Here is a 25,650-nt window from a genome sequence, read left to right as displayed (position 1 = left end):
AGAGGCGCCGGTAGGCCCCACTGTCATTCGTTCGAGCCGCAGATTTCATCCGCGCAAATTGGCCCGCGGCGCTGTCCAAAGGCCCGAAAGGCGCCCGCACGGCCCATGGGGCGCGGGAGAGGATCGCGGGTCGAATCCCGGGGGAGGGGGCTGGCCAAAAGAAGTGCTGGCGTTTATCGAACGGGAGCAACCCCTCGATTGCTCCCGTTTGATGGAATGTGACAGTGGCTCTGATTGGCTATGCCCGCGTATCGACCGAAGATCAGGACACGGCCGGCCAACGCCTTGCGCTGGAGCAGCAGGGCTGCGCCCTCATCTTTGAGGACAGGGCCAGCGGGGGAAGCCGGGACCGCCCGAACCTCAGCAGGGCATTGGCGAGGGTAGGGGAGGGCGACACCCTCATTGTTGTGCGGATCGATCGATTGGCGCGCTCGCTCGTCCATCTGCTGGAGATCGTCGAGCAACTGCGGGCGAAGGGGGCCTACTTTCGCTCGATCAACGACCCGATCGACACTTCGAGCGCGCAAGGCATGCTGATGACCCAGATGCTGGGCGCCTTTGCCGAATTTGAACGCGCCCTTATCCGAGAACGCACGCGGGCAGGGCTTGCCGCGGCGATGGCGAGGGGCGCCAAGCCCGGCAATCCCAAGATGCGCGCGCGCGATCCGGCGGCAATCGCGGATATAGGCTACGCGCATAAAGAGCGTTATCTGCACGCCTTGGTCGACGATCGCCACCGCTGGCTGCCGACCGTAGAGCGCCTGCGACCCCATCTTCCCTGGTCGGTAGTCTTGCGCCAGATCCGCGCGATAAAGCCCCCCGTTCGCTCATTTAGTGAGCGAACGCTGGTGAAGGCCTGCAGGGCCCTGGTTAAAGCTGGTTATGCCGACGCCGTTATCCTCCAGGCTGCGCCGCGCCTGCCACCGGATACCCGCGTCGCGCGCCTGGTGGCGGACAGGTTGAAGACATATCCGGAAGCGTCTCTGCGCGACCTTGCGGGCTGGCTCAGCAGAGACTTGCGCGAACCTACGCCACGCGGCGGCATACACTGGTCGGCCGAGGGCGTGCGGCGTGTTCTGGAACGGGCGAGGGGGCTCGGGCTTCTCCTAGATCGCGAGGCGTCTTCGGACCCCTGTCTGATCGCCTAACCAGAGCTCGATAATGTGCCGCGTCTTGTGGGGCGCGGCACAAGGCGCGGCACTTAGAAGCTGAAGTGGTGCGCCGTGCGCTCTGCGGCGACCGGATTGTTCAGTCGGAGTGGAGTTTCAAGCCCGTGAGGCCAAAAAGGAAGCTCGGGCCTGGCTGTTGCCTGACAGCTTTGGGCGGACCCTATCAAGCAGCCGAGCGGCCTTCAGGCCGCTGCTGGCTTGTGCCGACGAGCAGCTAGGCCAGCAGTCCAACCGGCCCACACTGTGAGCCCACTGACGATCGTCGCGACAGCCAGCACCGGCAGCGAAGGCAGTTTTCCAAGCCCGACAAATACCGTCGGTCAAACGCTGCTCTCCCCCAGGGTCTCGACCAGGACGGCCTGGGCGACCATCGCCATGCCGACGATGAAGAACGGCCGCCCGTAACGTGTTGCCGTCGCGTAGAGGCACGCCGCGGCAACAAGCCCCCCAAGCTCTGCGGCACGCACAGTCCACGCGAAGTGAGCGGGGTCGAACGACGTGAAAGGTGGGGCCAGATGCCCGAGCAGCCGTTCGATAATGGGCTCGACGAGGGGCAGGGCTGTCGCGAGAATATAGCGGGCGTGCAGCTGCACTTTGCGCCTTTCTTTCAGCGCGACATAGAAGAGGACCATCAGAAGGATGGGTGTCGCGGCATCCAATATACCCAGGCGTCCGCCGTTGATCTGGTAGAAAGGGTCTGACGGCGTGTTGCGCGCCATGCTCAAAAGGGCTCTGTTGCAAAAATCGTGAAGCTTGAGCATGCTTGGCGGAGATTGGACGGACGGAACGATGACGGATTTCAAGTGGCGCCATTTCCAGGGTGATGTGATCCTGTGGGCGGTGCGCTGGTATTGTCGCTATCCGATCAGCTATCGCGACCTTGAGGAAATGCTGGCGGAACGCGGCATTTCGGTCGACCATACGACGATCTATCGCTGGGTCCAGTGCTACGCCCCGGAGATGGAGAAGCGGCTGCGCTGGTTCTGGCGGCGTGGCTTTGATCCGAGCTGGCGCCTGGATGAAACCTACGTCAAGGTGCGGGGCAAGTGGACCTACCTGTACCGGGCAGTCGACAAGCGGGGCGACACGATCGATTTCTACCTGTCGCCGACCCGCAGCGCCAAGGCAGCGAAGCGGTTCCTGGGCAAGGCCCTGCGAGGCCTGAAGCACTGGGAAAAGCCTGCCACGCTCAATACCGACAAAGCGCCGAGCTATGGTGCAGCGATCACCGAATTGAAGCGCGAAGGAAAGCTGGACCGGGAGACGGCCCACCGGCAGGTGAAGTATCTCAATAACGTGATCGAGGCCGATCACGGAAAGCTCAAGATACTGATCAAGCCGGTGCGCGGTTTCAAATCGATCCCCACGGCCTATGCCACGATCAAGGGATTCGAAGTCATGCGAGCCCTGCGCAAAGGACAGGCTCGCCCCTGGTGCCTGCAGCCCGGCATCAGGGGCGAGGTGCGCCTTGTGGAGAGAGCTTTTGGCATTGGGCCCTCGGCGCTGACGGAGGCCATGGGCATGCTCAACCACCATTTCGCAGCAGCCGCCTGATCGGCGCAGAGCGACAGCCTACCTCTGACTGCCGCCAATCTTTGCAACAGAGCCGGGCAGAGAATTCACATCTCCCCGTGCGACGACGGGAGTGGCGTATGATGCGGTTTAAGTCGGCCCGGCAATGCCAGCGTTTCGTCTCAGTTCATGGCCAGATCGCCAATCTCGTCCTTCTTCACCGCGGACATCTGGCCGCTGCCGATCACCGAAAACTTCGCTCCCAGGCTATTGCAACGTGGCAACACATCGCCCCGTCAATCAGTGCGTGAAAAACGGTCTGCGGAGAGAAGTGCGTCCGGTCCCAGGTTAAGGCGGCGCCTCCCATGCACGACCCCCATCGACCTCCGAACGCTTGCCTTTGTGACATCGTGTCTATATCGCCGCGGCCAGCCGCGCAAATTTGCCGCCGCAGAAGAGCAGCGGGCCGGTTTCGGCCCGGCGTTCGAGATGGGTGACGCGTCCGATAAAGAGCGTATGGTCGCCGGCATCGACCTCCTGTTCCACCTCGGTAAGAAACACCGCCGCCGCGCCCGGCACCACTGGAAGATCGTGGCGGTCTTCGAGGATGGTGGACAGGGCCTCGTTGTGACGCCCCGCGAAATGCCAGGCGACATGCTCCATGTCGTCACCAAGGATGCTGACCGCGTAGCGGCCCGAGGCGCGGATCCGCTCCCGCATCTTGCTCTTGTGGTCGAGCGAGATGGAGATCAGCGGCGGGTCGAGCGAGACCGACATGAAGGCATTGGCGGTCATGCCATGGTCGCCGTCATCCGTGCGGGTGGTGATCACCGTGACGCCGGTGGCAAAGCTGCCGCAGGCGTTGCGCAGATCACGTGCGTCAAATCTAAGCATTGTCGTCCTCCCTATGGCGGATGTCGTTGGTTAAAAGGGCGGCCCCGATAGCATGCAAGGGCAGCGGGGCGGCCAGCAGGGGCACGGCTTCGGCAGCGCGCCCGGAGGCCTGGAGCCCACGGATCCGGCTGGACGAGATCGTTTCTCCTGCCGTGCAGCAGGTGACCGGGGCCTCGACGACGCTGAAATGCCGCGCCAGAAGCGCCACATCGCCTGCCTGCCGCGCGCCAAAGCGGAAATCGGCGCCGACATGGATCTGCACAGGCCCGATCCGACCCAGATCGGCCAGGAAATCGTCGGCGCTACGGCGGGCGTAGCAGTCATTGAACTGGGCGACGACGATAAAGTCGGGGCCGAGCGCCGCGATCCGCGCGAGCTTTTCCGCCAGCGGCAAAAGCTGCGCCGCGCGACCGAAATGCACCTTGGGTGGCGGATCGAAGGTCCAGACCACGGCGGGCCGACCCTGCTCCCGCGCCGAGTCCACGGCAGCCCGGATCAGCGCCTGATGCCCGCGATGTACCCCGTCGAAGGCCCCGAGGGCCGCAACGCTGGCAGGCAGCATGACTTGCCGGTCGGTGACGACCTGGGCCGGAACCCCGGAGAAATCCAGACCCATCCGCTCCTCCTCTTGCAAGGGGCGGCCGGGATGATCGGCCGCCCTCACGGACTTGAACCCGTGGCCTCAGCCCTGGAAACCCGCCTTCAGGCGGTTCACGTCCCAGGGGTTGATGAGGTCGGGCGCGGTCCAGCCGGTCAGGTCGTATTCGGCCATGTAGTTGTGCACCATCTGTTGAAGGGTGGCCATCTCGCCGGTCGCCTGCGCGGTCAGCATGGTCTCGATGCGGATGTTCTCGTAGTTGCCGGCATAGTTTGCCTCGTAAAGCTCATGCCGCCCGCCGAATTCCGAGCCCATCGCATCCCAGAGGAGCTTCAGGAGCTTGACGCGGTCCACTGCTGCCATGCCGTTCGAGCCGCGCACGAACCGGTCGAGATAGGGCCGCACCGCATCCGAAGCGAAGTCGAGCGACGAGGACGGCAGGTAGATCAGCCCCGAGGCGACATGGCGCTCGATCAGTTCCTTGATCCGGCTGTAGGCCATCGGTGCGAAGATGCGATAGGCAAGGCCGTAGTTCATGTTGGGCAGAACGTAGCCATCGGTTCCCTGCCACGGGACCGGGCTCTTCACCATCGCGTCCGACAGGCCCCAGAACAGGTTGCGCCAGCCCAGCACCTCGCCCACGGCGGTCTGCGGGCCGCGGAAGGCGCCCGAGCCGGTCGCCTCCAGCGCCATGGAAAAGAGGGCGGAGATGAAATCGAGTTTCACCGCCAGCCGCGTGGTACCGTGCAGCGTGAAACGCGGCACGAAGCCCGAGGCGGGGAAGAAGGCGTTGATCTTCTCGATGTCGCCATAGATGAAGATGTTCTCCCAGGGCACCAGCACCTTGTCGAACACGAGGATCGCGTCGTTCTCATCCATCCGGCTGGAGAGCGGATAGTCGAAGGGCGTGCCCATGACCGCCGCGTTCAGCTCGTAGGAAGCGCGGCTGATCAGCTTGACGCCGGCGCTGTCCATCGGAGCCGTGAAGGTCAGGGCAAACTTCTTCTCCTTGATCGGGATTCCGTAGTGGGCGATGAAATTATAGTGCGTCAGGGCCGAGCCGGTGGCAACCACCTTGGCACCCGAGACGATCAGGCCGGCATCGGTTTCCTTCTCCACCTGCATGTAGACGTCGCCGGTCTCCTCGACGGGCAGGTGGCGGTCGATCGGCGGGTTAACGATGGCGTGGTTCCAGTAGTCCAGCCGCTCCTGCGTGCGGTCATACCAGGTCTTCGCATTGCCGGCATATTCGCCGTAGAAGCTCGCATTGGCCCCCAGCGTGCCCAGGAAGGCGGCCTTGTAGTCGGGCGAGCGGCCCATCCAGCCATTCGCCACCCGCTGGGTGGCGGCGATGGCATCGCGGCCAGCCACAAGTTCCTCGGCGGTCTTGGTTCCCTTGAAGAAGGGATGCGTCCACCCGCCCGAGCCTGTGTCGGTCGGTCGGCCGATTGTAGCCTTCTCCGCATTCAGCCGGTCGTACCAGCGCGCGACCATACGGGCCGAGTTGCGAAAAGCCGGATGGCTGGTGACGTCCTTTACCCGCTCGCCGTGGATGTAGATCTCGCGCCCATCGCGGATGCTGTCCAGAAATTCGGCACCGGTATACGGTGCCTGGGTGGCGGTGGTTTGATCTTTCATGTCTTCCTCCCCTGCGGCAGATTGCCTGACGCTCCTCGACGTGAAGACTGACATCGACGCGTGCGCACCGAAAGGTATCGCGTAATACCTGTCATTTTTCCGGCATTGCCGGAAAACACAGCGGGATCGGCAGGACGAGGGAGCACTCGATGAAGACAATCCGCAAGATCGGCGAAGTACTGCGCTGCTTTTCCGCCACGCAGTCGGAACACAGCGTCACGGCCCTGTCGCGGGCCATCGGCAATTCCATTAGCGGCACCCACGATCTGGTGGATGGGCTGGCGGGGATCGGCCTTCTGCGCAAGGTCGAGCGGGGGCGCTATCGGCTCGGCCCGCTGGTGGCGACGCTCTACCACGCGCTGGAGGACAGTTTCGATCTGGTCGAGGTGGCGCGGCCGGTGATGGCCCAGCTTTCCGCCGATCATGGCGAGACGCTGCACCTCACGATGCACGATCACGACCGTCTGCTGCTGGTCGACGCCATCGACGGCACCCGGCCCCTGCGGGTGTCGTCCGGGGTGATCGGCCCGCATCTGCCGCTGCACAAGGCGCCGCCCGGCAGACTGCATCTGGCTGCCTTCAGCCCCATGCGGCTTGACGACTGGCTGGACGAGCATGCCCGCCCCGGTGGTCCCATCGACGCCCCGGAACGTTTGCGCGACGAACTGGCCGCACTGGCGGCCGAGGGGTTCGACAGCGGCCCAATTGGCGATGATGACGATCTGGTCTGCCTCGCGGCACAGATTCGGGACCACGTCGGACGCGCGGTCGCGGTGCTGTCGATGACGGTTCCGGCCAGCCGCCATGCGCGCCAGCCGCGCGCTTTCCGTACTATCACCGTCGATGCGGCGCAGCGGATCTCTGACCGCCTGGGCCATCGACGCAGGGATCCCTGATCATCCGCGAATCCGCAGACGGGGAATAGCGGGTTCAGGCGCTGTGCCGCGCTATTCGGCCCGAGTGACTGCGGCTTGCGCCGTCCTGGTGAATTTTCGGGTGATCTCCATGAAGTTCAGCACCTGCGGGGCGCGGTTGTCCAACCGGGAATGGACCGTCAAAGCGGTTCCAGGGTTGTGGCCGACATAGGGGCGATAGATGACCCCAGGTCGCGTCGTCCGGCTGACGGATTCGGGCACGACCGACAGCCCCACGCCGACCGAGACCAGCGAGATTGCGCTTTGAAAATCCTGCGTCAGCTCGAGGCCGCCGGGCTTCACCCCCTCTCGCTCGCAAATATCGAGCACGACATCGGCATAGCTCGGGCGCGGGCGGCGAGGATAGAGCACGAAGGTCTGGCCGCTCAGGTCGGCGAAGGTGATGTTGTCTTCCGCGACCAGCGGAGAGCTGTCGGGCAGCGCCAGGATCAGCTTCTCGCGACACAGAAGCTGCTGGCGGAACTCCTCGTCCTTGAGTTCGGGGCGGGCAACGGCGATGTCGATCTCCCGCGTGATCAGGGCCCGGTGCAGCTCGGCATTGTTCAGCGCGGACAGCGCCAGTTCCACCTCCGGATAGACCGACCGGAACGACTTGATCAGCATGGGCAGAAGCCCGTGCGACGCGGAACCGACGAAGGCGATCCGCAACCGACCCGCGCCGCCTGCGCCAACCAGCCGCGTCTCGCGCTGCGCCGTATCCATCCGGTCGAGGATCTGCCGCGCGTGATCCTGCAACACGACTCCTGCCTGCGTCAGGCGGATCTGGCTACGGCTGCGGTCGAATAGCTGCACGCCCAGAGACTCTTCCAGCGAGGCGATCTGGCGCGACAGTGGCGGTTGCGCCATGTCCAGCCGCGTCGCGGCGCGCCCGAAGTGAAGTTCTTCTGCCACAGCAAGGAAATACCTGAGCTGGCGGAATTCCATTGTCTCCTCCCAGAGCGGAACCCGAGATGGAAAAACCTTTCAGGTTGTCCGTCGTCAGAACATTTGGCACAACTCGCGGCGTAAATTAGCGGAGTGCGGGCCTCGTCCTGGGGTTGATATTAAGCGGCGATCTTGCGGTGGAGCAAGCGGCGATGTTCGATGGTCTTCCGTTTGATCCTTTCGCGCTGTTTGATGATGGCATCGGCCCTGCCGAAGTAGGCGTCGGCGGGCGTCACGTTGTTCAGGCTCTCGTGGTAACGTCGGTGGTTATAATGCTCGACGAAGGCTTCGATCTGGGCCTCAAGGTCACCGGGCAGGAAGTAATTTTCGAGGCTCTGTTGCAAAGATTGGCGGCAGTCAGAGGTAGGCTGTCGCTCTGCGCCGATCAGGCGGCTGCTGCGAAATGGTGGTTGAGCATGCCCATGGCCTCCGTCAGCGCCGAGGGCCCAATGCCAAAAGCTCTCTCCACAAGGCGCACCTCGCCCCTGATGCCGGGCTGCAGGCACCAGGGGCGAGCCTGTCCTTTGCGCAGGGCTCGCATGACTTCGAATCCCTTGATCGTGGCATAGGCCGTGGGGATCGATTTGAAACCGCGCACCGGCTTGATCAGTATCTTGAGCTTTCCGTGATCGGCCTCGATCACGTTATTGAGATACTTCACCTGCCGGTGGGCCGTCTCCCGGTCCAGCTTTCCTTCGCGCTTCAATTCGGTGATCGCTGCACCATAGCTTTGTCGGTATTGAGCGTGGCAGGCTTTTCCCAGTGCTTCAGGCCTCGCAGGGCCTTGCCCAGGAACCGCTTCGCTGCCTTGGCGCTGCGGGTCGGCGACAGGTAGAAATCGATCGTGTCGCCCCGCTTGTCGACTGCCCGGTACAGGTAGGTCCACTTGCCCCGCACCTTGACGTAGGTTTCATCCAGGCGCCAGCTCGGATCAAAGCCACGCCGCCAGAACCAGCGCAGCCGCTTCTCCATCTCCGGGGCGTAGCACTGGACCCAGCGATAGATCGTCGTATGGTCGACCGAAATGCCGCGTTCCGCCAGCATTTCCTCAAGGTCGCGATAGCTGATCGGATAGCGACAATACCAGCGCACCGCCCACAGGATCACATCACCCTGGAAATGGCGCCACTTGAAATCCGTCATCGTTCCGTCCGTCCAATCTCCGCCAAGCATGCTCAAGCTTCACGATTTTTGCAACAGAGCCGTATTGAGCGTGGCAGGCTTTTCCCAGTGCTTCAGGCCTCGCAGGGCCTTGCCCAGGAACCGCTTCGCTGCCTTGGCGCTGCGGGTCGGCGACAGGTAGAAATCGATCGTGTCGCCCCGCTTGTCGACTGCCCGGTACAGGTAGGTCCACTTGCCCCGCACCTTGACGTAGGTTTCATCCAGGCGCCAGCTCGGATCAAAGCCACGCCGCCAGAACCAGCGCAGCCGCTTCTCCATCTCCGGGGCGTAGCACTGGACCCAGCGATAGATCGTCGTATGGTCGACCGAAATGCCGCGTTCCGCCAGCATTTCCTCAAGGTCGCGATAGCTGATCGGATAGCGACAATACCAGCGCACCGCCCACAGGATCACATCACCCTGGAAATGGCGCCACTTGAAATCCGTCATCGTTCCGTCCGTCCAATCTCCGCCAAGCATGCTCAAGCTTCACGATTTTTGCAACAGAGCCCTCAACATCAAGCACGTCCGCGCCCATTGGGACGAAATCCTGCGGCTGGCCACCTCGATCAAGCAGGGCACGGTGACGGCCTCCCTGATGCTCCGAAAGCTCGGCAGCTACCCACGCCAGAACGGCCTGGCCGTGGCGCTCCGCGAGCTGGGCCGCATCGAGCGCACGCTGTTCATCCTGGACTGGCTGCAAAGCGTGGAACTGCGCCGCCGCGTGCATGCCGGCCTGAACAAGGGCGAGGCGCGCAATGCGCTGGCCAGGGCAGTGTTTTTCAACCGCCTGGGTGAAATCCGCGACCGCAGTTTCGAGCAGCAGCGCTACCGGGCTAGCGGCCTCAATCTGGTAACGGCTGCCGTCGTGTTGTGGAACACGGTCTATCTGGAACGGGCTGCGCACGCGCTGCGTGGCAACGGCCATGCCGTTGATGACGCGCTGTTGCAGTACCTGTCGCCGCTCGGTTGGGAGCACATCAACCTCACCGGCGATTACCTCTGGCGCAGCAGCGCCAAGATCGGCGCGGGCAAGTTCAGGCCGCTGCGGCCGTTGCAACCTGCTTAGCGTGCTTTATTTTCCGTTTTCTGAGGCGACCCCCTTCAGCGCGGCGACGAACTTGTCGAAGATCGGCCGCTGCACGTAGACACGCTCGGTGCCGAGGCACACCTGCCCGCAGTTCTCGAAAGTGCTGCGGGTGATGCCGGCGACGGCCTTGTCGAAATCGGCATCGGCGAACACGATGCCGGCGTTCTTGCCGCCGAGCTCGAAGCTCACCGGCCGCACACCTTTCGCGGCCGCGGCCATGATGGCCTCGCCGGTGCGTGTTTCGCCGGTGAAGGTGATGCCGTCCACATCCTTGTGGCGGGTCAGGAATTCACCGGCCGAGTTCGGCCCGAATCCATGCACGACGTTGTAGACGCCGTCGGGAATGCCCACCGCCTTCATCACCTCGCCGAGCAGCGTGGCGGTGGCGGGGGTTTCTTCCGAGGGCTTGACCACGACGGTGTTGCCGCAGGCCAGCGCCGGGCCGACTTTCCAGGTCATCAGCAGCAGCGGCAGGTTCCACGGGCAGATCACCCCGACCACACCCACCGGGCCACGGTAGCCGTAGTTGATCGCGCCACGGCCGTCCGGCGTCTGCATTTCAAAGAACTCGGTCGGCACATTCTTGATGACGTCGGCGAAGATCTTGAAGTTGGCCGCGCCACGAGGGATGTCGATGTGGCTGGCGATGCTGCGCGGCTTGCCGGTATCGGCGCACTCGGCCGCCAGGAACTCGTCGAAGCGGCGGTTGATGCCATCGGCCACGGCATACAGGCGCTCGACGCGCTCGGCCACCGTCATCCGTGCCCAGGGGCCGTCCAGCGCGGCGCGGGCAGCGGCCACAGCGCGATCGACTTCGGCCTTGCCGGCTTCATGCACCTGCGCAATGACGCTGTGATCCATGGGCGAGTGCTTGGCGAACTGTTTCTGGGTCGCCACATATTGGCCGTCGATGAAATTGAGAATCTGTTTCTGGGTCATGGCTGATATTCCTTTTGCTTTTTTGCTGCGGCTGCGCCGCAAAAGGGGGTTAGTCGTTCGAGGCCAGCGCGGCGAGCCCGGCCCCGGCTATGAGTTCGTCCTGGGCTTCGCTGCCGCCGGAGACGCCAATGCCGCCCAGGCGCTGACCGTCGATCTCGATGGGCAGCCCGCCGCCGAAGGCCACGAAGCGCGGCCTGCGCAGCAGCCCGTCTTGCACGGCGGGGGAGTGCGCCTGCAGGGCGTCGGGCCACTTACCGGTTGCCAATCCGAAGCTGGCAGCGGTGTAGGCCTTGTCGATGGCGATGTCTATGGAGTGCAGCGGGGCGCCGGGCTGGCGGATGAATCCGACCAGGATGCCGGCGTGATCCACGACTGCGATATTGATGGTTCTTCGCGCGATCTGGGGGAAGTAGTGGTTGACGGTTCGGAGGTTGGTAGATTGGCAGTCGCCAAACAAACCGATCCCCTTCCTCTTCCCCGTCATGTGCGATGCTATGTTGGGCGTGGTCTTCTGGGAAGGCCGCCTCGTCGATTCATGCCAGGAGCGAGCCGACGGTTCGCTGCTTCTCACCCTCTCTGAAGACCCCTCACACCGCCGGCGATGTGGGCGCTGCGGTAGCGACTGTGTTCTGCTCCACGAGCGCCGGCGACGCCGGGTGCGCGATCGAGACTGGTTCGATCGACGCGTCTGGCTGGATGTGCCGATTCGCCGCCTCGACTGTTACCAGTGTGGCGCACGGGCGGCCGAGCGCCTGAGCTGGCTCGACACGGGTGAGCGCATCACACACCGATTACGCGCCTGGATCGAGGCGCTGGTGCTGATCCTGCCGATCGCCCACGTCGCCCAACTCACGGGCTTGCACTGGCACACCATCAAGCGCATCGACCATCGGCGTCTGCAGACCCGGTATGGCGCTTTCGATGCGCAGGGCGTGCGTCGGTTGGTGATGGACGAGTTCGCGCTGCACAAGGGGCACCGCTACGCGACGGTGATCATGGATGCCGAACGTATGCGCGTGTTGTGGGTCGGCGAAGGCAACAGCCGCGAGGCGATCCGGCCCTTCTTCGAATTGCTGGGCAAAGAGGGCTGTCAGCACATCGAGGCGGTCGCAATGGACATGAACACCGCCTTCGATCTGGAGGTGCGCGCCCATTGCCCGAACGCCGAAGTCGTCTATGACTTGTTCCATGTCGTCGCCCGCTTTGGTCGGGAGGTCGTCGACCGGGTGCGCGTCGATCAGGCCAATGCCTTGCGCAGTGCGCCCGCACAACGTCAGGTCATCAAGCGCTCGCGCTGGTTGCTGCTGCGCAACCGCGACAACCTGGGCAACGAGCAGGCGGTCAAGCTCGAGGAACTGCTGGCGGCCAACGCACCGCTGGCTACCGTCTATCTGCTGAAGACCGCCATCAAGGAAATCTGGTTTGCGCCATCGGTCAGAGACGGCGCCCGAAGATGGAAAGACTGGTACCGCCTGGCGATCGAAAGCGGCATCGCGCCGGCGATCGCCTTTGCAAAGCGACTGCGAAAGTACCTGCGTGGCATCCTCGCCTCAGCCATCTTTCCCTTGAACACCAGCATTCTCGAGGGCGTCAACAACCGCATTAAGGTCATCAAGCGTATGGCCTACGGGTTCCGGGATTCAGCCTATTTCTTCCTGAAGATCAAGGCCGCCTTCCCCGGAAAGGCGCGATGAACCATATTGATCGCCAGGCCCAGGGCTTCAGCCTGGCCTTGCGCGGCGTCGATCATGGCCAGTATCGCCGTGGCGCGCAGCATGGGCTGTGTCACGATGATTTCTGCGGCAAGCGGGGTCGTCATTGAGCGTCTCTCGGGGTGGTTGCAGGAAAAGGGCGGAACGATGCGAAGGCTTACTGGCCTGACCTTGCCGTGCTGCAATTCGCTGGCGTGGCCGTGCCCTGGCTTTCCAGCGCCGCAATTTCTTGCTTGGCAAGCGCCATCTGCGCCAGGAAGGTCGGGTCTGTATGCAGGGTGGCCACGGAGGCAGCGCCCATCAGGCGGCCGGCGTCCACATCGCTTTGCCAGTGCACGCCGCACACGACCCGGCTCTGGCCGTAGTCGTAGGCGCGCTGGAAGAGCGCGTCGGCACGGTTGGGCATCAGCTCGGCCAGCACCAGGCCCCAGGCCCAGCCCAGGGCGGCATGGCCGGAGGGGTAGGAGCCGTTCTTGGCCAGTGACGCTTCTTCTTCCGGCGTACAGCTGGCCTGCTTGTTATAAACAAAGGGACGGGTGCGGTTGTAGTGATCCTTGGCCTTGAAGGTCGAGAGGGCCGAATCGGTCATGACGCGGCGCAACAGGGTTTCCAGGTGTGGCGTCGCATCGCTGTTGAGGGGAATGCCGGCTGCGCAGTGGAAGGCTTCCGTCGCCTGCGGGAACTTCAGGCGCGCATCACTGCGAGCCAGGTCGCCACGCGGCTGGTCGAGCAGGACGCGGGTGCTGGTAAAGGCCAGTTCGTCGGTATCAAAGGTCGGGGTGCCTGGCTGCGGCGGCGCTGGCAGCAGCGCCAGGCTGTCGGGCAGGTTCTCTATGGGCAGGTAGCCGCGCATCAGGCCGTGGTGCAGCGAGGCCTCACCGATACTGGCAGGGTCGGTAGGAGGGGCTTTGCTCGTGGTGCTACAGGCTGCGAGGGACAGCAGGCTGCTCAGAACGAGCGCAATGGGGGCAGGGTGGCGAAGGTTCATTGTTGTTCTCGGCAGATGGGTTTCAGTGGCGGCTTGGTGGTGCATCTGTGGGCTGCCCGGTAGTTGAGGAAATGCTTCATGACGGACACCCCGAACGGTCACTCATTGCTTGACCATCGAGTACTGGAATAGGTCCTGCCCCAGGATGACCGGCCCGGAAAAATACTTCTTGACCGCCGCGACGAACTCGACGAAGTACTTCGGCGACACATCTCCCGGGACCACGTGAGACAGGATCACGAGCTTCACATGGGCTTTGGCAGCCATCTTCCCAACCTCTTCGGGAGACAAATGCTGCTGTTCCATGCGGAATCTGATTTGTTCCGGGTTGGGTGCCTTGGTGATTCCAACGCCCTCCCGGGACTCGGTCGTCAGGAGCTTGAAATCGAGCACCTCGCTGACGAGAACATCGGCTCCTTCCGCCAATTTCGTGATGTTCTCGCTCGGACCGCTGTCGCCGGTAAAGACCACCGAACCGCTCGGCGTATCGAATCGATATGCAAAGGAGAAGTCGCCGTTCTTCGCAATGGGGCCCGGCATCGGAATTCCGAAATGCGTGTTCTCAATGGCGGTCACCTTCACGGTGCCATCATCGAAGAACACTCCGGGCTTTTCGATCGTTCGCACAGAGAACACCTCCGGCGGCAATTTCATCGTCCCGAAAGCGGTCGCGTCGGTATCCCGCGCCGAGACGCTCAGGAACTTCATCGAACCCTCGAAGAGAGTTGAGGTGTCCGGCGGTCCGTAGATTTCGACAAACGGCTTCGTCGTGCTCCTGTCCATGTAGTACTTGTCGTGAAAGAACCACCCGTTGAACCAACTTTGCGACATGAACGCCGTCAATCCCGCCGTGTGGTCCAAGTGGCGGTGAGTCAGAAACACCTTTCTGACGGTATAGGGCGGCACGCCAGCTTTGATGAGCCTGGGCACCACACCATCGCCAGCATCGATCAGATAGTGCACACCATTGACGGTGAGCAGCGTCGAGGACTGCGCACGCCTGCCACTCGGGTCTTCCGGCGGGCCGCCCTTCGTCCCGAGAAGCGTGATCGTCGTTGCCTGTTGCGCGCTAGCCGCCGGGTTGATCATCGGCTGGTCGCGATTGGGCTCGAGGTTGGCGTTCGCATCCGCCGCGTTTGCAGTGGGTTGGAAGACGACCGCGCAGCAAACCAATGCTGAAGCGATCAAGTTCCCCGTCGTCCTTTCGACCGTATTCATTGTCTTGTTCCTGTTGGAAGATCTTGTGGAATGCTTGTGGTTCTGCGCGACGGCGGGTCAGGTGTAGACGTCGGTGAACGAGGCCACCAACTCACCCGTGTGATAGAAAATTCCGCTGCCAAGCTTGTCTTCCGACCAGGTGGTGACGGGCCGGTCGCGCTGCGCCAGATAGCCAAGGCCGGCGAAGGTCTCGTTGCGGTTACCGCTCGGGTCGAAGAAGTATTCGCCAGCTCCTGGGCCTGCTGCCACAACACGGCCACCGCCTGGCCGCCGGCGGCCGACACGGCCTCGGGCACCTGGACGGCTACCGGGGCCGCCTGGGCGGTCTGCGCTCGCCTCCACTCCTTCATGCCGCTGCTAATGCATCGGCGGCAGCATAGATGCGGTCGCGGGTTTCCTTGGTCAGCTCCATTGTGTCGCCCTCTTGGTAGTTGGTAAGAATAATAATATTCTTCTTATTCTTACCTGCCAAGCGTTTTAGCTAAACTTTTTAGCGGCTAAAGCGCCCGGCCTGGCGCGTGTTGGCCAGCGTTCAGGCAAAAAAAACCCCGCCGGGGCGGGGCGGGGTGGGTGGGGTTGGTGCCGGGTGTCGGTGCGTCTAGCCTTCGAGCAAGGCCACCAGTTTCACCTGGGCAAGATTGGCCTCGAACTCCTGGCCGTCATCTTCGTACTTCAACCAGGCGAAGCCCTCGGCCGGCGGCCGGCGATTCAGGATGATGCGGGCCGGGCGGCCGTCATGCTCGACCTGGACGATGGCCTTTTTCGGGGTCTCCTCGTTTTCAGTGCAATAAGTGACGGTACGCAAAGCTAGCACTGGCGCGGGGGTGGTCTGGGTAGACCGTTGATTTCATTGACTTTCCTGTTCGCTTTGTAAACGGGTATGGTGGCCTCCCACTTTTGAGGTTCACGATGCAGGGTTGGCACACAACGTTTTTGGGGATGCGTGGGCTCCCCCGCGATATCAGCGACTTCGAGATGAAGGCATTTTTCACCTTCGATGGTGCCGAGCGCGACGCAATCAATGCACGCCGAGGTGATTCCCACAAGCTTGGTCTGGCGCTCCATATTGGTTTCCTGCGCATGAGTGGGCGTTTGCTCGGTGCCTTTCGGGTAATTCCAGTAGCCTTGTGGCGCCACCTTGGCAACGAGCTTGGCATTGCAGCACCAGAAGTCGCCTCGCTGAGAGCCATGTATGAACGCGGGCGCACGCTATTCGATCACCAACAAGTAGCCTGCACGGTCCTTGGATTCCAGTGGATGAGCGAGCACCAGCGCCGCTCACTGGTACGTGAACTGCGCGACGAAGTGGCGCGCTGCGCCGACCGCGATCAGCTACTCGTGCGGGCGCGTCAATGGCTGTACAAGAACAAGCTGGTGATCGTGCACGAGCGGGCAATTCGGACACTGATTGCGGCGGCACTTGCCCAGCTTGAAGTTGAAACAGGCACCGCCATCGCCGCCAGCGTTGATCCAGCAACACTTGATCGCTGGCGAGCCTCAGTTTCAGAGCTGCGCCCAGATGGACAAACCCAGCAGAGTTGGCTATGGGCTGCACCGGCGAAACACTCAACCCGCCAAATCAGCGAGGTACTGGAGCGCATCGACCTGCTTTACACGCTGGACGTTCATAAGCACCTGGCAGACATCCCCGATCTCATCTTGCGCCGCTACGCGCGCCGACTTGTCTCCAGGCCGCCCTCAGCCGGAGCCAAGATCAAAGAGCCAGCGCGCACCGTGGAGGTCGCATGCTTGGCTCTGTTGCAAAAATCGTGAAGCTTGAGCATGCTTGGCGGAGATTGGACGGACGGAACGATGACGGATTTCAAGTGGCGCCATTTCCAGGGTGATGTGATCCTGTGGGCGGTGCGCTGGTATTGTCGCTATCCGATCAGCTATCGCGACCTTGAGGAAATGCTGGCGGAACGCGGCATTTCGGTCGACCATACGACGATCTATCGCTGGGTCCAGTGCTACGCCCCGGAGATGGAGAAGCGGCTGCGCTGGTTCTGGCGGCGTGGCTTTGATCCGAGCTGGCGCCTGGATGAAACCTACGTCAAGGTGCGGGGCAAGTGGACCTACCTGTACCGGGCAGTCGACAAGCGGGGCGACACGATCGATTTCTACCTGTCGCCGACCCGCAGCGCCAAGGCAGCGAAGCGGTTCCTGGGCAAGGCCCTGCGAGGCCTGAAGCACTGGGAAAAGCCTGCCACGCTCAATACCGACAAAGCGCCGAGCTATGGTGCAGCGATCACCGAATTGAAGCGCGAAGGAAAGCTGGACCGGGAGACGGCCCACCGGCAGGTGAAGTATCTCAATAACGTGATCGAGGCCGATCACGGAAAGCTCAAGATACTGATCAAGCCGGTGCGCGGTTTCAAATCGATCCCCACGGCCTATGCCACGATCAAGGGATTCGAAGTCATGCGAGCCCTGCGCAAAGGACAGGCTCGCCCCTGGTGCCTGCAGCCCGGCATCAGGGGCGAGGTGCGCCTTGTGGAGAGAGCTTTTGGCATTGGGCCCTCGGCGCTGACGGAGGCCATGGGCATGCTCAACCACCATTTCGCAGCAGCCGCCTGATCGGCGCAGAGCGACAGCCTACCTCTGACTGCCGCCAATCTTTGCAACAGAGCCTTCTCGCGCGTTTCATCGACGTCCGAAGACTCAAACAGGCGCCAGCTCTTGCCTGGTGAACCGGCCATCATTTGAAGTTCAGACATGCCTGACGCCTCGGCCCTCGCTGGGTCATAAGGATAAGTCCTCACTGTGGACAATAGCCTATGCCTTTCGATGGGACAAGCGAGGGGCGGGGCGCACGTCAGACCCGCTCGACCGCCAACGCCAGCCCCATGCCGACGCCGATGCACAGCGTCGCCAGTCCGCGCCTGCCGCCGCTCTTTTCCAGCTGATGCACCAGCGTCATCGCCAACCGTGCGCCTGACATGCCCAGCGGATGGCCCAGCGCGATGGCGCCGCCATTGGGGTTCACATGGTCCGCATCGTCGGCCAGGCCCAGCTGCCGCACGACCGCCAGCGACTGGCTGGCAAAGGCTTCGTTCAGTTCGACTGCGTCGAAATCGCCGATCGTCAGGCCCAGATGCGCCATCAGCTTTTGCGTGGCGGGGATGGGGCCGATACCCATCACGCGGGGTTCGACGCCGGCCGACGCCATGCCCAGGATGCGCGCGCGGGGCGTCAGGCCATGGGCCTTGGCCGCCGCCTCGCTGGCGATGATCATCGCCGCCGCGCCATCATTGATGCCCGACGCGTTGCCGGCGGTGACGGTGCCCTCGGGCCCGAACAGCGGCTTCAACTTGCCCAGCCCCTCGATCGTCGTGTCGGCGCGGGGATGCTCGTCGGTGCGGACCTCCACCGTCTCGCCCCGCTTGCGACCGGGCGTGACGACGGTGATGATCTCTTCGTCGAAAAAGCCGTTCTGTTGCGCGGCGACGGCGCGCTGCTGGCTGCGCAGCGCGAAAGCGTCCTGATCCTTGCGGCTGATGCCATGGTCGTGCGCCACATTTTCCGCCGTGCGCGGCATCGTTTCGGTGCCATAGAGCGCGTCGAGCGCCGGGTTGACGAAGCGCCAGCCCATGGTCGTGTCTTCCATCTGCTGGGCGCGGCCATAGGCGCTGCCCGCCTTGCCCACCACGAAGGGCGCGCGGGTCATGTTTTCCACGCCGCCGGCGATAGCGACGCCCATCTCGCCCGTGCGGATCGCGCGCGCGGCGGCGCCCACCGATTCCAGCCCGGACGCGCACAGCCGGTTCAGCGTCACGCCCGCCACCCCATGCGGCAGGCCCGCCAGCAACAGGCTCATCCGCGCGACGTTGCGATTATCCTCGCCCGACTGGTTGGCGCAGCCGTAGAAGACCTCGTCGATCACCGCCGGGTCCAGCCCCGGATTGCGCTCGATCAGCGCCTTCATCGGCAGCGCGCCCAGATCATCCGCCCGGATGCCGGCCAATATGCCGCCATAACGGCCGATCGGCGTGCGGACGGCGTCGCAGATAAAGGCTTCGGCCATCAGTTACGCGCTCCCTCAGCCGCGCGCAGCGGCACGCCGGCCAGCCCCTGCAATTCATCCAGCGACAGGCCGTCCACCATTTCCACCACGCTCGCGCCCGCCGCGCCGACTTCGAACACGGCGAGGTCGGTATAGACGCGCGACACACAGGCGAGGCCCGTCAGCGGGTAAGTGCAGCTTTCGACCAGCTTGCTCTGGCCCTGCTTGGTCAGCAATTCCATCATGACGAAGGTCTGCTTGGCGCCGATCGCCAGGTCCATCGCGCCGCCCACGGCCGGGATCGCGCCCGGTTCACCCGTGTGCCAGTTCGCCAGGTCGCCATTCACCGACACCTGGAAGGCACCCAGCACGCAGATGTCCAGATGGCCGCCGCGCATCATCGCGAAACTGTCGGCATGGTGGAAAAAGCAGCCGCCGGTCAGCAGCGTCACCGCCTGCTTGCCCGCGTTGATCAGTTCCCAATCCTCTTCGCCCTTCGCCGGGGCGGGGCCCATGCCCAGCAGGCCATTTTCGCTCTGAAGGAAGATGTCCTTGTCGGTGGGCAGGTAATTGGCGACCATCGTGGGCAGGCCGATGCCCAGATTGACATAGGCGCCTTCAGGAATGTCCTTCGCCACGCGGGCGGCCATTTGTTCACGGTTCAGACGTTGCATGGGGTGCAGGCTCCTGATCAGGCCGAAGCTGTGGCGTTGGCGGGCGCGATTTCGACCACGCGCTGGACGAAGATGCCCGGTGTCACGACGATTTCCGGGTCGATGCCGCCCAGCGGTACGATCTGCGCCACCTGCGCGATCGTGCACTTCGCCGCCATCGCCATGATCGGGCCGAAATTGCGGGCGGTCTTGCGGTAGGTCAGGTTGCCCCAGCGGTCGCCGCGATGCGCCTTGATCAGCGCGAAATCGGCCTGGATGGGATGTTCCAGCACATATTGCTTGCCGTCGATCTCGCGGGTTTCCTTGCCCTCTGCCAGCAACGTGCCGTATCCGGTCGGCGTGAAGATCGCGCCCAGCCCGGCGCCGGCGGCCTGGATGCGCGCGGCCAGATTGCCCTGCGGCACCAGTTCCAGCTCGATTTCGCCAGCGCGGTAGCGCGCGTCGAAATGGTGCGAATCCGACTGGCGCGGGAAGGAACAGATGATCTTGCGCACGCGCCCGGCCTTGATCAGCGCGGCGACGCCGGTTTCGCCATTGCCGGCATTGTTGTTGATGATGGTCAGGTTGCCGACGCCGCGCGCGATCAGCGCGTCGATCAGTTCGTCGGGCATGCCTGCCGTGCCAAAGCCGCCGATCATTACCGATGCGCCGTCCCGAATGTCGGCCACGGCCGCCGCGGCGGAACTCATGCTCTTGTCAATCACGCTCTTCAACTCCGTGCGGATGCTCCCGCGCGAAACAGAGGTTGCGCGCGCCTGAGTCAACCGATAATCGGCGTCCTGTCCGATAATCGGTTATTTTTGGAGCTGCCGTGGAAGCGCCGCGCGACATCGAAAGGCCGGGTGATCCCGAATATATGGCCTCACTCGCCCGTGGCCTCGCCGTGCTGCAATATGTGGCGCAACGTGAACGGCCGGTGTCCATCGCCGAAGCCAGCCGGGCGCTGGGGTTCAGCCGCGCGGCGGTGCGGCGGTGCCTCTATACCCTGCATCAGCTTGGCTATGTCGGCCATGATCTGCGCGGCTATTCGGTGCGGCGCAAGACGACGGCGCTCGGCCATCCCTACCTCTCGCTGACCGCCTTTGCCGTGCGCGCCCAGCCGCTGCTCGATTCGCTGCGCGATGAACTGGGGGAATCCTGTTCGTTGGGCGTGATGGAGGATGACGCCCTCTGCTATGTGGCGCGGTCCGAAGCGTCCCGCATCATGGCGGTGGGGCTGAAGGTCGGCAGTACCCTGCCACTCTATCCCACCTCCATGGGCCGGGTGCTGTTGGCCGGGCGATCGCATGAAGAGCAGGACGCCTATTTCGCCCGGACGCAGGTGCGCGCGCTGACGCCGCATACCATCGTCGACATTCCCCGGTTGCTGGTGACGATCAGGCGGGCGGCGGCGGACGGTTACGCGCTGGTCGATCAGGAACTGGAACTGGGGCTACGCTCCATCGCGGTTCCGGTGATCGACCGGGGCAGGGTGATGGCGGCGCTGAACGTCGGCATGTCGGCGGCGCGCGTGTCGATGGACGATGTGCAGGCGCGCCTGCTGCCGGCGCTGCGACGTACCGCCGGGCTGCTGCGCCCGGCCTGATCCTCAGGATCGCGCCGTCTCGGCCTCGATCTCCCTGAAGATCGCATGGCCGATATCCCGGATCAGCACCGCGCGGTCGGTCGTATCGGCGTGGCGCTGGCTCAATATGATCGGCGATGTTGGCCGCTCGGCTATCGGCACATAGCATATGTCCGCGCGCTGGATGTTCTGCATCGACGCCGGGACGATGGCGCGGCCCGACTGGGCGGCGACCAGGCCCAGCGCGGTCTGCACTTCGCGCACTTCGATGATCCGGCGGGGGTTGCATCCATGGTCGCGCATGATCGTCAGCAGCTGGTCGGCATAGCTGGGGCGCGGCTGGCTGGGGTAGATGATCAGCGTGCCGGCGGCCAGCGCCTCCAGGCTGACCTCGGTGTCCGGCTGCGCCGGCAAGTCGGTGGGCGAAAGCGCCGCCACCAGCGGTTCCTGGAACAATATCTCGCGGCGGATCGCCGGGTCGTCCACGCGCACGCGGCCAAGGCCGGCGTCGATCCGGCCCGCCTTCAGCGCCGCGACCTGCTGGATCGTCGTCATCTCCACCAGCTCGACGTCCGTGTCCGCCGCATGGGCGCGGAACCGCCGCACCATCTCGGCCAGCGCGCCGTGCATGATGGATCCCACCACGCCCATGACGAAGCGCGGCTGCTGCGCGGACGCATATTGCTGCATGGTCTTGGGGATCTGGTCGATGCTCGCCAATATCTGCGCTGCCTGTTGATGCAGGATGCGGCCCGCCTCGGTCAGGCGCACCGGCCGGCTACCCCGGTCGAACAGCGCCACGCCCAGGTCCTGCTCCAGTTCCTTGATATGCCGGCTCAGCGGCGGCTGCGCGATACCAAGGCGGTCTGCGGCTCGGGTGAAATTCTGCTCGGCCGCGACGGCCATGAACGATCGAAGGTGGCGCAGTTCCATACTATACTACTCCGGTATCATAGGATGCGGACTAAGTCTTTCTGGAATCCCGTTCAACCCGCTATTTCATTCATGGAAAGGTACCCGACAATGGTGACAATTGATCGCGTCGACACGTTCATCGTCGACGTACCCACTATCCGGCCGCACGTGCTGGCAATGGCGACGATGCACAGGCAGACGCTTTGCATCGTGCGCGTCCACTGTTCCGACGGCATCGTCGGCACGGGCGAGGCAACGACGATCGGCGGCTTGGCTTACGGCCCTGAAAGCCCCGAAAGCATAAAGACGAACATCGACGCCTATATCGCCCCGATATTGCAGGCCTGCGATCCCACCCGGCCGGCCATCGCGATGGCGCAAATCGCCAAGCATGTCGTCGGCAATAATTTCGCCAAATGCGCCGTCGAAACCGCGCTGCTCGACGCGCAGGGCAAGCGTGCGGGCCTGCCGGTCAGCGAACTGCTCGGCGGCCGCGTCCGCGATCGCCTGCCCGTCCTCTGGACCCTCGCCAGCGGCGACACCGGCAAGGATATCGAAGAAGCCGAGCAGATGATCGCCAGCGGACGGCACAATGCCTTCAAGCTGAAGATCGGCAAGCGGCCCGTGGCGGACGATGTCGCCCATGTCGGCGCCATCAAGAAAGCGCTTGGCGACCGCGCCAGCGTTCGCGTGGATGTCAACATGGCGTGGGATGAAACCACGGCACGCACCGGCGTTGCGATGCTGGCGGAAGTCGGCTGCGACCTGGTTGAACAGCCGCTTATCCGGCATAATCTCGCCGGCATGGCACGCCTGGCCGCGCGGTCGGCGATTCCGATCATGGCCGATGAAGGGCTGCAAGGCCCTACGACCGCTTATGATCATGCCAACCAGGCAGCCGCCGATGTCTTTGCCGTGAAGATCGAGCAGTCGGGCGGTCTTTTCGCCGCAAAGCAGGTGCAGGCGATCGCCGACGCGGCCGGGATCGCGCTCTATGGCGGCACCATGCTGGAAGCGGGCATCGGCACGATCGCGTCTGCCCATGTCTTCGCAACCTTCCCGCAACTGTCCTTTGGCACGGAGCTTTTCGGCCCCTTGCTGCTGACGGAGGAAATTCTGCAAGAGCCGTTGGATTATTCGGACTTCTCGCTGGCCGTGCCCAAGGGGCCGGGCCTTGGCGTGGAGCTGGACGATGATCGCTTGTCGTTCCTGCGGCGCGACGCGTCCCGCGCCACCATATCGATTCCTACAGCAAAGGCTGGTTGAAATGCTTTTCAAGGTTGAAATGGATGTCAATATTCCGCTGGATTACGATCCGGCGCGGCTTGACGAACTGAAGGCGGCTGAAAAGGCGCTTTCTCAGGAGCTTCAGCGTGCCGGTAAGTGGCGGCACATCTGGCGCGTTGCCGGGCAATATGCCAATGTCAGTATCTTCGATGTCGAAAGCAATGCAGAACTTCACGATCTGCTGATGACTTTGCCTCTGTTTCCGTTCATGGATATCCGCGTGGCGCCGCTGTGCCGACATCCTTCGTCGATTCATGAAGACGATCGCTAAGAATCATATTCCCAGGAGAGATCAGATGAATACTGATTTTGTGAAGACTCAACCCGTCCAAACTCTTCTCGACCGCGCCAGCGGCGTCGATGTGGAGGGCGGCGACCGTCGGCTCAAGGCCATTACCCGCGACCTCGTCGAAGCGGTGATGACGGTCATCGTCAAGCATGACATCAACGAAAGCGAATTCTGGAAAGCGATAGACTTTTTCCAGAAGGGCGCCGGTGAATTCGGCCTGATCGTGCCGGGCGTTGGCCTGGAACATTTCCTTGACCTCTACATGGATGCCAAGGACGCGGAAGCCGGGCTGTCGGGCGGCACGCCGCGCACCATTGAAGGGCCGCTCTATGTCGCGGGCGCGCCGCTGGTCGAAGGTGACGTCAACCTTTCCGACGACGCGGACGATACCGGCACGCTGTACATGTCCGGCACCGTCACCGGCCCGAATGGTGAGCCCGTCACCGATGCCATTCTGCATGTCTGGCACGCCAATTCGATGGGTTGGTATTCGCATTTCGACCCCACGCGCGAGCAGACGCCGTTCAATAACCGCCGCCGGATCAAGCTCGGCAAGGACGGGCGCTATTCCTTCCATTCGAAGATGCCCAATGGCTACAGCGTGCCCCCCGGCGGCGCGACCGATCAGCTGATGAAAGCCGTCGGCCGTCACGGCAACCGTCCTGCCCACGTGCATTTCTTCGTAGAAGCGCCGGGCTATCGCACGCTGACGACGCAGATCAATTTCGGTGACGATCCGTTCGCAGCCGACGACTTTGCGTTCGGCACCCGCGAAGGTCTGCTGCCAGTCCCGAACCGTCAGGGCGACACCGTCCATATCGCGTTCGACTTCCAGTTGCAGAAGTCTGCTGAGGCAACGGATGAAAGCTTCTCCGCTCGCAGCCGCTTGGCCGTCTGACAAGCGACCTTAACAAAAGCCGCCCTTCCCCATCTGTGGGGAGGGGCGGTTAAGCACGAACGGAATTGATAGGGCGAAGGCGATGGAAAAGCAGTTCATTATTACGGGAGACGGCTGCCGCATCGCCTATCGGTTCGATGGTAAAGAAGGTGCCCCGATCCTGCTGCTGTCCAACTCCCTGGGCACTGACATGCAGATGTGGGAACCGCAGCTTGCCGCCTGGAGCGCCCATTTCAGAATGCTGCGCTATGATCAGCGCGGCCACGGCGCGTCGGATGCGCCCGTCGGCGGCTATTCGCTCGATCGGCTGGGTCGAGACGTCATCGAACTTCTCGACCAGCTGGAGATAGAAACGATTGATTTTTGCGGCCTTTCGCTTGGCGGCATGACCGGCCAATGGCTGGGCATCCGCGAAGGACATCGGGTCCGCCGGCTGGTTCTGGCCAACACCTCAAGTTTCATGGGGCCGCCTTCGGCATGGGACGCCCGGATCGCCCTGGTGCGCGAAAGCGGCATGGCGCCCCTCACCTCGGCGTCGCTTGAGCGATGGTTCACCGCCGACTTCGTGGCAAGCTCACCCGACGCCATCGCGCCGATAGTCGCGATGCTCCAATCGACCGATAGCCAGGGCTATGCTGGCTGTTGCGCCGCCATACGGGACATGGACATGCGTTCCACTATCGCGCTGATCCGGAATGAAACCCTCATCATTGGTGGTAGCCAAGATCCAGCCACGCCGCCACCGCATAGCGAAGCATTGGCCGCCACGATCCCCCGCTGCCGGCTCGCCATGCTGAACACAGCGCATCTCGCCAATGTGGAGCGCCCCGCCGAATTCGGTACGCAGGTGTCGGACTTTCTGCGGGCTGAAACTGTCGTCGGCATCGATTCATTGTAGGTGGGCGGCAAAGCAGATCCAGGCGAATGCGCCGCATCACCGGCAGCGGAACACCTATGCCCCTGCCCGCCAGGATCAGCCCGCGCGCCCCAGGCTATCCGATGCCGGATGCTCCCGCGAAGATCAATGGACGCCGGCTCGACGGCGCCAACTCAAACGTCACGCCATCAGCAGGGTCTGCATTGCGCTATCCCGAAGGTTCCACGCAACCCTGCTGTCCTCAAAAGGATGTCATTTCTATCGGGGACAGAAAGTGTATATTCTAACCGGCAGGAACATTGGGGTGCAATCCGGCACTTCATTAACTCCCCTATGCTTAGTTCAAAGTAAAGCTGGGCATGTGA

Annotated in this window: 24 protein-coding genes and 10 pseudogenes; 14 read left to right on the top strand and 20 right to left on the bottom strand. The window is 63.2% G+C overall.

Annotated elements, in window-relative coordinates:
• The first annotated feature begins 224 nt into the window (after positions 1-224).
• Positions 225-1,148 carry a recombinase family protein gene (locus HH800_RS28515; RefSeq protein ID WP_095687479.1) on the top strand — a complete coding sequence of 308 codons (924 nt, stop codon included), beginning with the start codon at positions 225-227 and terminating at the stop codon, positions 1,146-1,148.
• Between the two features lie 341 nt (positions 1,149-1,489).
• On the opposite strand, the gene HH800_RS28510 is transcribed toward HH800_RS28515, so the two are convergent.
• Positions 1,490-1,888 carry a hypothetical protein gene (locus tag HH800_RS28510; protein WP_169863553.1) on the bottom strand — a complete coding sequence of 133 codons (399 nt, stop codon included), beginning with the start codon at positions 1,886-1,888 and terminating at the stop codon, positions 1,490-1,492.
• Positions 1,889-1,958: 70 nt separating this feature from the next.
• Here HH800_RS28510 and HH800_RS28505 point away from each other — a divergent pair, with 70 nt between their 5' ends.
• Both HH800_RS28505 and HH800_RS28500 read left to right on the top strand, forming a co-directional pair.
• The gene (locus HH800_RS28505) at positions 1,959-2,723 is read left to right on the top strand and encodes an IS6-like element IS6100 family transposase (protein WP_001389365.1); all 765 of its coding nucleotides are present in this window, start codon (positions 1,959-1,961) and stop codon (positions 2,721-2,723) included.
• 56 nt (positions 2,724-2,779) lie between these two features.
• Positions 2,780-2,992 (top strand): annotated as a pseudogene (locus HH800_RS28500) (IS6 family transposase); the annotation flags it as partial.
• 103 nt (positions 2,993-3,095) lie between these two features.
• On the opposite strand, the gene HH800_RS28495 reads toward HH800_RS28500, so the two are convergent.
• The 3 genes from HH800_RS28495 to HH800_RS28485 form a co-directional block, all read right to left on the bottom strand.
• Positions 3,096-3,575, bottom strand: coding sequence for a flavin reductase family protein (locus HH800_RS28495; RefSeq protein ID WP_037523468.1), 480 nt, complete (start codon positions 3,573-3,575; stop codon positions 3,096-3,098).
• Positions 3,568-4,191, bottom strand: coding sequence for an FAD synthetase family protein (locus tag HH800_RS28490; protein ID WP_030540716.1), 624 nt, complete (start codon positions 4,189-4,191; stop codon positions 3,568-3,570). Before HH800_RS28490 ends, HH800_RS28495 begins: the two co-directional genes overlap by 8 nt.
• A gap of 66 nt (positions 4,192-4,257) precedes the next feature.
• A complete protein-coding gene (locus HH800_RS28485) occupies positions 4,258-5,811 on the bottom strand; it encodes a 4-hydroxyphenylacetate 3-hydroxylase N-terminal domain-containing protein (protein ID WP_030540715.1) in 1,554 nt (517 codons plus the stop codon).
• Between the two features lie 149 nt (positions 5,812-5,960).
• Here HH800_RS28485 and HH800_RS28480 point away from each other — a divergent pair, with 149 nt between their 5' ends.
• Positions 5,961-6,707, top strand: coding sequence for an IclR family transcriptional regulator (locus tag HH800_RS28480; protein ID WP_037523465.1), 747 nt, complete (start codon positions 5,961-5,963; stop codon positions 6,705-6,707).
• Positions 6,708-6,758: 51 nt separating this feature from the next.
• Here HH800_RS28480 and HH800_RS28475 read toward each other — a convergent pair whose 3' ends face one another.
• The 4 genes and pseudogenes from HH800_RS28475 to HH800_RS28460 all read right to left on the bottom strand — a co-directional run.
• Positions 6,759-7,670, bottom strand: a complete 912-nt coding sequence (locus tag HH800_RS28475; protein WP_037523462.1) for a LysR substrate-binding domain-containing protein — start codon at positions 7,668-7,670, stop codon at positions 6,759-6,761.
• Between the two features lie 119 nt (positions 7,671-7,789).
• Positions 7,790-8,002: pseudogene (locus tag HH800_RS28470) on the bottom strand (integrase core domain-containing protein); the annotation flags it as partial.
• Between the two features lie 53 nt (positions 8,003-8,055).
• A pseudogene (locus HH800_RS28465) lies at positions 8,056-8,813 on the bottom strand (IS6-like element IS6100 family transposase).
• A 60-nt stretch (positions 8,814-8,873) separates the two neighbouring features.
• Positions 8,874-9,281, bottom strand: a pseudogene (locus HH800_RS28460) (IS6-like element IS6100 family transposase); the annotation flags it as partial.
• Positions 9,282-9,342: 61 nt separating this feature from the next.
• Here HH800_RS28460 and HH800_RS28455 point away from each other — a divergent pair.
• Positions 9,343-9,900 (top strand): annotated as a pseudogene (locus tag HH800_RS28455) (Tn3 family transposase); the annotation flags it as partial.
• A 24-nt stretch (positions 9,901-9,924) separates the two neighbouring features.
• Here HH800_RS28455 and HH800_RS28450 read toward each other — a convergent pair.
• Together HH800_RS28450 and HH800_RS28445 are read right to left on the bottom strand one after the other, a co-directional pair.
• A pseudogene (locus tag HH800_RS28450) lies at positions 9,925-10,860 on the bottom strand (aldehyde dehydrogenase family protein); the annotation flags it as partial.
• 49 nt (positions 10,861-10,909) lie between these two features.
• The gene (locus HH800_RS28445) at positions 10,910-11,344 is read right to left on the bottom strand and encodes a GlcG/HbpS family heme-binding protein (protein ID WP_169863552.1); all 435 of its coding nucleotides are present in this window, start codon (positions 11,342-11,344) and stop codon (positions 10,910-10,912) included.
• Between the two features lie 10 nt (positions 11,345-11,354).
• Here HH800_RS28445 and HH800_RS28440 point away from each other — a divergent pair, with 10 nt between their 5' ends.
• Complete coding sequence (locus HH800_RS28440; RefSeq protein WP_123891441.1) at positions 11,355-12,554, top strand: ISL3 family transposase; 1,200 nt, start codon at positions 11,355-11,357, stop codon at positions 12,552-12,554.
• Positions 12,551-12,682 (top strand): hypothetical protein, encoded by a 132-nt coding sequence (locus HH800_RS29430; protein WP_256671459.1) that lies wholly within the window; start codon positions 12,551-12,553, stop codon positions 12,680-12,682. Before HH800_RS28440 ends, HH800_RS29430 begins: the two co-directional genes overlap by 4 nt.
• Positions 12,683-12,729: 47 nt before the next feature.
• Here HH800_RS29430 and HH800_RS28435 read toward each other — a convergent pair whose 3' ends face one another.
• The 6 genes and pseudogenes from HH800_RS28435 to HH800_RS28415 all read right to left on the bottom strand — a co-directional run.
• Entirely contained in the window at positions 12,730-13,425 is a 696-nt protein-coding gene (locus HH800_RS28435) for an acid phosphatase (protein ID WP_169863550.1), read from the bottom strand.
• Between the two features lie 237 nt (positions 13,426-13,662).
• Positions 13,663-14,778 (bottom strand): MBL fold metallo-hydrolase, encoded by a 1,116-nt coding sequence (locus tag HH800_RS28430; protein WP_169863549.1) that lies wholly within the window; start codon positions 14,776-14,778, stop codon positions 13,663-13,665.
• A 57-nt stretch (positions 14,779-14,835) separates the two neighbouring features.
• A pseudogene (locus HH800_RS28425) lies at positions 14,836-15,000 on the bottom strand (catechol 2,3-dioxygenase); the annotation flags it as partial.
• Between the two features lie 47 nt (positions 15,001-15,047).
• Positions 15,048-15,128 (bottom strand): annotated as a pseudogene (locus tag HH800_RS29695) (hypothetical protein); the annotation flags it as partial.
• Positions 15,125-15,250, bottom strand: a complete 126-nt coding sequence (locus HH800_RS29690) for a hypothetical protein (RefSeq protein WP_419248234.1) — start codon at positions 15,248-15,250, stop codon at positions 15,125-15,127. The pseudogene HH800_RS29695 and the gene HH800_RS29690, both read right to left, overlap by 4 nt.
• A gap of 126 nt (positions 15,251-15,376) precedes the next feature.
• Positions 15,377-15,541 (bottom strand): annotated as a pseudogene (locus HH800_RS28415) (transcriptional repressor KorB C-terminal beta-barrel domain-containing protein); the annotation flags it as partial.
• 146 nt (positions 15,542-15,687) lie between these two features.
• On the opposite strand from HH800_RS28415, the pseudogene HH800_RS28410 reads away from it, so the two are divergent.
• Both HH800_RS28410 and HH800_RS28405 read left to right on the top strand, forming a co-directional pair.
• Positions 15,688-16,527: pseudogene (locus tag HH800_RS28410) on the top strand (DUF4158 domain-containing protein); the annotation flags it as partial.
• 63 nt (positions 16,528-16,590) lie between these two features.
• The gene (locus HH800_RS28405; RefSeq protein WP_001389365.1) at positions 16,591-17,355 is read left to right on the top strand and encodes an IS6-like element IS6100 family transposase; all 765 of its coding nucleotides are present in this window, start codon (positions 16,591-16,593) and stop codon (positions 17,353-17,355) included.
• Between the two features lie 238 nt (positions 17,356-17,593).
• Here HH800_RS28405 and pcaF read toward each other — a convergent pair whose 3' ends face one another.
• The 3 genes from pcaF to HH800_RS28390 are packed head-to-tail and all read right to left on the bottom strand — an operon-like array spanning position 17,594 to position 20,159.
• Complete coding sequence (pcaF, locus tag HH800_RS28400; RefSeq protein WP_011607937.1) at positions 17,594-18,802, bottom strand: 3-oxoadipyl-CoA thiolase; 1,209 nt, start codon at positions 18,800-18,802, stop codon at positions 17,594-17,596.
• On the bottom strand, positions 18,802-19,455 hold the full coding sequence (locus tag HH800_RS28395; protein ID WP_011607938.1) for a 3-oxoacid CoA-transferase subunit B: 654 nt from the start codon (positions 19,453-19,455) through the stop codon (positions 18,802-18,804). Before HH800_RS28395 ends, pcaF begins: the two co-directional genes overlap by 1 nt.
• Before the next feature lie 17 nt (positions 19,456-19,472).
• Positions 19,473-20,159, bottom strand: coding sequence for a 3-oxoacid CoA-transferase subunit A (locus tag HH800_RS28390; RefSeq protein WP_011607939.1), 687 nt, complete (start codon positions 20,157-20,159; stop codon positions 19,473-19,475).
• Between the two features lie 107 nt (positions 20,160-20,266).
• On the opposite strand from HH800_RS28390, the gene HH800_RS28385 reads away from it, so the two are divergent.
• On the top strand, positions 20,267-21,040 hold the full coding sequence (locus HH800_RS28385) for an IclR family transcriptional regulator domain-containing protein (protein ID WP_011607940.1): 774 nt from the start codon (positions 20,267-20,269) through the stop codon (positions 21,038-21,040).
• A gap of 3 nt (positions 21,041-21,043) precedes the next feature.
• Here the strand turns inward: HH800_RS28385 and HH800_RS28380 are convergent, their stop codons facing one another.
• Positions 21,044-21,925: a LysR family transcriptional regulator gene (locus HH800_RS28380; protein ID WP_169863548.1), complete on the bottom strand. Its 882-nt coding sequence runs from the start codon at positions 21,923-21,925 to the stop codon at positions 21,044-21,046.
• Between the two features lie 117 nt (positions 21,926-22,042).
• On the opposite strand from HH800_RS28380, the gene HH800_RS28375 reads away from it, so the two are divergent.
• The 4 genes from HH800_RS28375 to pcaD all read left to right on the top strand — a co-directional run bounded on the left by HH800_RS28375 (position 22,043) and on the right by pcaD (position 25,306).
• Positions 22,043-23,200, top strand: a complete 1,158-nt coding sequence (locus HH800_RS28375) for a muconate cycloisomerase family protein (RefSeq protein WP_032073060.1) — start codon at positions 22,043-22,045, stop codon at positions 23,198-23,200.
• A gap of 1 nt (position 23,201) precedes the next feature.
• The gene (catC, locus tag HH800_RS28370) at positions 23,202-23,492 is read left to right on the top strand and encodes a muconolactone Delta-isomerase (RefSeq protein ID WP_032073059.1); all 291 of its coding nucleotides are present in this window, start codon (positions 23,202-23,204) and stop codon (positions 23,490-23,492) included.
• A 25-nt stretch (positions 23,493-23,517) separates the two neighbouring features.
• Positions 23,518-24,408, top strand: a complete 891-nt coding sequence (locus HH800_RS28365) for a dioxygenase (RefSeq protein WP_011607944.1) — start codon at positions 23,518-23,520, stop codon at positions 24,406-24,408.
• Positions 24,409-24,490: 82 nt separating this feature from the next.
• Entirely contained in the window at positions 24,491-25,306 is an 816-nt protein-coding gene (pcaD, locus tag HH800_RS28360) for a 3-oxoadipate enol-lactonase (protein WP_011607945.1), read from the top strand.
• Positions 25,307-25,650: the final 344 nt, after the last annotated feature.

The organism is Sphingobium yanoikuyae (assembly GCF_013001025.1).
In the GTDB taxonomy this organism is placed as follows: Bacteria; Pseudomonadota; Alphaproteobacteria; order Sphingomonadales; family Sphingomonadaceae; genus Sphingobium; species Sphingobium yanoikuyae_A.
Note: the sequence above shows the minus strand (reverse complement) of the source record. Positions and strands in the feature narration are given on the sequence as shown.

What these genes read in the sequence shown, in the direction of transcription:
- HH800_RS28510 (WP_169863553.1), bottom strand. Translation starts at nt 1,888, where the DNA reads ATGGCGCGCAACACGCCGTCAGACCCTTTCTACCAGATCAACGGCGGA.
- HH800_RS28505 (WP_001389365.1), top strand. Translation starts at nt 1,959, where the DNA reads ATGACGGATTTCAAGTGGCGCCATTTCCAGGGTGATGTGATCCTGTGG.
- HH800_RS28495 (WP_037523468.1), bottom strand. Translation starts at nt 3,575, where the DNA reads ATGCTTAGATTTGACGCACGTGATCTGCGCAACGCCTGCGGCAGCTTT.
- HH800_RS28490 (WP_030540716.1), bottom strand. Translation starts at nt 4,191, where the DNA reads ATGGGTCTGGATTTCTCCGGGGTTCCGGCCCAGGTCGTCACCGACCGG.
- HH800_RS28485 (WP_030540715.1), bottom strand. Translation starts at nt 5,811, where the DNA reads ATGAAAGATCAAACCACCGCCACCCAGGCACCGTATACCGGTGCCGAA.
- HH800_RS28480 (WP_037523465.1), top strand. Translation starts at nt 5,961, where the DNA reads ATGAAGACAATCCGCAAGATCGGCGAAGTACTGCGCTGCTTTTCCGCC.
- HH800_RS28475 (WP_037523462.1), bottom strand. Translation starts at nt 7,670, where the DNA reads ATGGAATTCCGCCAGCTCAGGTATTTCCTTGCTGTGGCAGAAGAACTT.
- HH800_RS28445 (WP_169863552.1), bottom strand. Translation starts at nt 11,344, where the DNA reads ATGACGGGGAAGAGGAAGGGGATCGGTTTGTTTGGCGACTGCCAATCT.
- HH800_RS28440 (WP_123891441.1), top strand. Translation starts at nt 11,355, where the DNA reads ATGTTGGGCGTGGTCTTCTGGGAAGGCCGCCTCGTCGATTCATGCCAG.
- HH800_RS29430 (WP_256671459.1), top strand. Translation starts at nt 12,551, where the DNA reads ATGAACCATATTGATCGCCAGGCCCAGGGCTTCAGCCTGGCCTTGCGC.
- HH800_RS28435 (WP_169863550.1), bottom strand. Translation starts at nt 13,425, where the DNA reads ATGCGCGGCTACCTGCCCATAGAGAACCTGCCCGACAGCCTGGCGCTG.
- HH800_RS28430 (WP_169863549.1), bottom strand. Translation starts at nt 14,778, where the DNA reads ATGAATACGGTCGAAAGGACGACGGGGAACTTGATCGCTTCAGCATTG.
- HH800_RS28405 (WP_001389365.1), top strand. Translation starts at nt 16,591, where the DNA reads ATGACGGATTTCAAGTGGCGCCATTTCCAGGGTGATGTGATCCTGTGG.
- pcaF (WP_011607937.1), bottom strand. Translation starts at nt 18,802, where the DNA reads ATGGCCGAAGCCTTTATCTGCGACGCCGTCCGCACGCCGATCGGCCGT.
- HH800_RS28395 (WP_011607938.1), bottom strand. Translation starts at nt 19,455, where the DNA reads ATGCAACGTCTGAACCGTGAACAAATGGCCGCCCGCGTGGCGAAGGAC.
- HH800_RS28380 (WP_169863548.1), bottom strand. Translation starts at nt 21,925, where the DNA reads ATGGCCGTCGCGGCCGAGCAGAATTTCACCCGAGCCGCAGACCGCCTT.
- HH800_RS28375 (WP_032073060.1), top strand. Translation starts at nt 22,043, where the DNA reads ATGGTGACAATTGATCGCGTCGACACGTTCATCGTCGACGTACCCACT.
- catC (WP_032073059.1), top strand. Translation starts at nt 23,202, where the DNA reads ATGCTTTTCAAGGTTGAAATGGATGTCAATATTCCGCTGGATTACGAT.
- HH800_RS28365 (WP_011607944.1), top strand. Translation starts at nt 23,518, where the DNA reads ATGAATACTGATTTTGTGAAGACTCAACCCGTCCAAACTCTTCTCGAC.
- pcaD (WP_011607945.1), top strand. Translation starts at nt 24,491, where the DNA reads ATGGAAAAGCAGTTCATTATTACGGGAGACGGCTGCCGCATCGCCTAT.